General features: G+C 61.6%; 2 protein-coding genes. One reads left to right on the top strand and one right to left on the bottom strand.

Annotated features, from left to right (window positions below):
* Nucleotides 1–3: 3 nt before the first annotated feature.
* Nucleotides 4–417 carry a hypothetical protein gene (locus Q0Q36_RS25045; RefSeq protein WP_293802604.1) on the bottom strand — a complete coding sequence of 138 codons (414 nt, stop codon included), beginning with the start codon at nt 415–417 and terminating at the stop codon, nt 4–6.
* A 218-nt stretch (nt 418–635) separates the two neighbouring features.
* Between Q0Q36_RS25045 and Q0Q36_RS25040 the strand changes: the two genes are divergently transcribed.
* Nucleotides 636–3,221 carry a hypothetical protein gene (locus Q0Q36_RS25040; protein WP_293802602.1) on the top strand — a complete coding sequence of 862 codons (2,586 nt, stop codon included), beginning with the start codon at nt 636–638 and terminating at the stop codon, nt 3,219–3,221.
* The last annotated feature ends 110 nt before the right edge of the window (nt 3,222–3,331 follow it).

Raw genomic sequence — 3,331 nt, 5'->3', positions numbered from 1 at the left:
CGGTCAGCCGCAGAGAGCCTCGGCATAGTCCAGAACATCGGCCGCAATCTGGAGGGCCTCGGCCACATAGCCTTCCCGAAGCGCCGAAACACGATCTGGGGGTAGCGCCGAGATATAGGCGCTGCGGCGCTGATCCGCTGCAAGCCAGTCTTCGAGGCGTTGTGCCGGTAGCCGATCGGCCGCCTGAACCAGTTCGTCGCGCACGACATCGAGCAGGTCCTCGCGCGCCATGATCCCCTTCCGCACGGACGAGCGCAGAGTCGGCACGATGATGCGAAGCATGCGGGGCCGGAAACGATCGGTGGCGTTGATCGCCCTGTAGAGGGCCATGACCTCGTTGGGGATCGTCTGCCCCTTCTTCCCATCGTGGATGCTGGCGAGCTTCTCGATCACTGTCGAAAGGGTGCGAGAGGGCACGGGCGATACGGTTTTCCGGCGGGCGGTCGTTGAGATGTAAGTCATAGGCGGAATCTTCAGTAGTTGCCCTGCTGCTATGACAGATGGTCAGCCCGATCTCAAAAATAATCCTCACGGATCTCACGCGATAAATAAATTGACGCCAGCGATTCCGTGAGAATAGGCTGACGATATAAGCCTTAAATACCTTTCTTAATACGTTATTCTAGGAATTTTCAATGACCATCAGGACCTACAGCGTGAGTGATCTCACGCGCACTTATGATGCCAAGGCAGGGCAGACCCGCCTGGACATGACTGCAATCACCTCGACGGACGATTTCCCCTCGTTCGAGGCTGTCCGCGACCACGTGCTGAACGACCTCCGCTACCAGCGCCCGCAGGCCGACAAGATGGAGACCTTCGGCTGGGTGCCGACGCTCTACATGCCGAGCGAGCGCACGTTCAAAAGCCAGAAGACGGGAGCGCAGTTCACCCGTTTCGGCTCCTGGCGGAATGGAGCCGCAGAGGCCAAGACCCTCAGCGTCTTCTGCGCCGACGTGGACAACAGCGACACAGCCCGCCCCATGGTCGCAATGCAGACCGTCGCCTCGGCACTCGATGGGCTGGGCTGCTCCTACTTCATGTACACGACCTTCAGCCATACCGCCGAGAAGCCGAAATTTAGGGTCGTCATCGACACGGACCGCGACCTCACACGTACTGAGATGCTGCGCGTCGCGGTCTGGCTGAACTGGACGGCGTTCGGGCAGCAGGCCGACCTTTCGATCTACGACCCTGGCGACTTCATCTTCGCTCCGCCGTTCTCGGCGACGGTGACGGAGCGCCTGCGCGCGGGTCCGCTCAGCGTGGACGACGCCCTGGCCCAGCAGTCGCTCCTCCAGGAGCAGCATCCCGGTAGCTGGACGGCCTACATCGCGCAGAAGCAACCCCGGCCTTCCCAGCCCTCGCCGTCACGCGGTCAGTCCTCCGCGATCGAGCGCCGCCCGGCCGATATGACTGTCCGCGAGGAAGTCGAGATCGGAAATCCGGCGATCTTCAACCCGGCCTGGATGGACTTCTATCGGGACTGTGTTGTGAACGGGAGCCATTGGGAAACCATGCGCTCGGTCCTCGGCATGGTGTGGGCGAAGACCAGCGGCGATCTTACCTCGGGCGAGATGGATCATATCCTTCGCCAGATCGACGCAACCGCCAACGGCTACTTCATCACGCGCCATGGCGAGCAGAAGGCGGCGGAACTCATCGACTGGATCATGAGCCTACCCGTCGAAGATAAGCAGGAGCCCTGGAGCCCGATCCTGGAGCGCGACGAGACCGGCGTTACCGTCCAGGTGAAGGAGGGCGAATGCGGTGAAGGGAAGACCCACGATGAGCTAAAGCGCATCGCCCGCGAGAAGACGCGGGTGGTCTACGTCGTTGACAAGATCGAGAACATCGAGAAGCGCAGGCAGGAGTTCTTCGCCATTGCGGGCCGCCTCGACGCCATGCGGTTTCTGACCCGCGAGGCGCACAGCCAGCACCGCGACCTGCGGATTGCGCTCCAACTGTTCGCCATTCGCGAGGAACTCAACAATGCGCCTGCCGGGCGGCCTGCCATCGTCTTCGTGACGCAGGCCGGGGCCATGCAGATGGATTGGTCGCGTTGGGGTGACTGTGAGATCGTCTTCGACGAGGTGCCTGATGTATTCCAACTGTACCGCATCGACCCAAAGCATCACCCCGAGGTTCTCCACCGCTATGTCCGGCCCGAAACGGACGACGGCGACTGCTACAGTCTTGGCCTGACCAATGTCGGTCGCGATCTCGCGCGGACTACCGACGTTGACGACTATGACAAGGTACATCACGGCCTGTGCGTGATGCTGAACAAGCCGAACACGCATGTCTGGGTAAAGCGGACGGCATGGGACAACCCCTCCGACAGTGGCGTCATGGAGTTCTTCGCCATCACGGCTCCGCTCAATCTCGCTCCCTTCAGCGCCGTCCGCCTGCTCGGCGACGAGGCGATGAAATCGGTGACGGTGCGCGGGTGGTCACAGAAATGGGATGTCCAGTTCGAGCGGATCGATTTCGAGCGCCGCAAACGCATCATCCCGACTGCCGATCGCGTCACCATCAAATACGTCTCGGATCATCGCGATAGCTCGATCACCCGCTTCCGCGAGGGCGATATGCCGCTCGACGCTTGGAGTAGCTGGGTGAAGCAGGACGCCGGTCACGAGCCGGTCCTTTGGAGCGCAAACGACAAGCTCAAGGCCAAGGTCAAACTCGATCTTGCCGACCACATCAGCCCCAAGGCCCACGGCCGGAACGATCTTCAGCATTACAAGCGGGTCGCGTGGTTCGTCGCGATGAAGGCCAGCAAGTTCGAGATCGCGACCCTGAAGGAGGTCTGCGGGATGTCGGCGCAGGAACTGACGGAATGGCGGGAGTACAACGCCATGTACCAGTTCGTGATGCGCTGTGCCCTCCGCGACTTCGCCTCATCGGTCCCGGTCGTGATCTACGTGTTCTCGCGCAATCAGGCCCAATATCTCCATGACCGCCTTGGTGGTCGGATAGAGAAGGTGCCCGGCATCGTCATCGACAAGCCCAGCCGCGCCATCGACGCAGAGGGCGCAATGACCGATGCCGAACGGCAGAAGGTCTCCTACTGGCGGAGGAAGATGACGAAGGCCGGTGTGAGCGACGTGCGCGATCTTCCCGGAGCGTCGAAGAAGCTGACCGAGCGCGAGACGCGGCTGGTGAACACGACCTTCGGGCGCATTGCCCAGGAAATCGAACCGAGGCGGGCGGCCTGATTGGAGATCGGGCGGGCTGGCGAACGTCCAATCGATTCGTCGTCCGCCAGCTTCACCTCCAGATTGCGGCCGATGTTCTGGACTATGCCGAGGCTCTCTGCGGCTGACCG

It is taken from the genome of uncultured Allobosea sp., from assembly GCF_945957345.1.
GTDB lineage: Bacteria > Pseudomonadota > Alphaproteobacteria > Rhizobiales > Beijerinckiaceae > Allobosea.
Note: the sequence above shows the minus strand (reverse complement) of the source record. Positions and strands in the feature narration are given on the sequence as shown.

Bases quoted from the DNA above. Each gene is read 5' to 3' on its own strand.
- Q0Q36_RS25040 (WP_293802602.1), top strand. From the start codon at position 636: ATGACCATCAGGACCTACAGCGTGAGTGATCTCACGCGCACTTATGAT.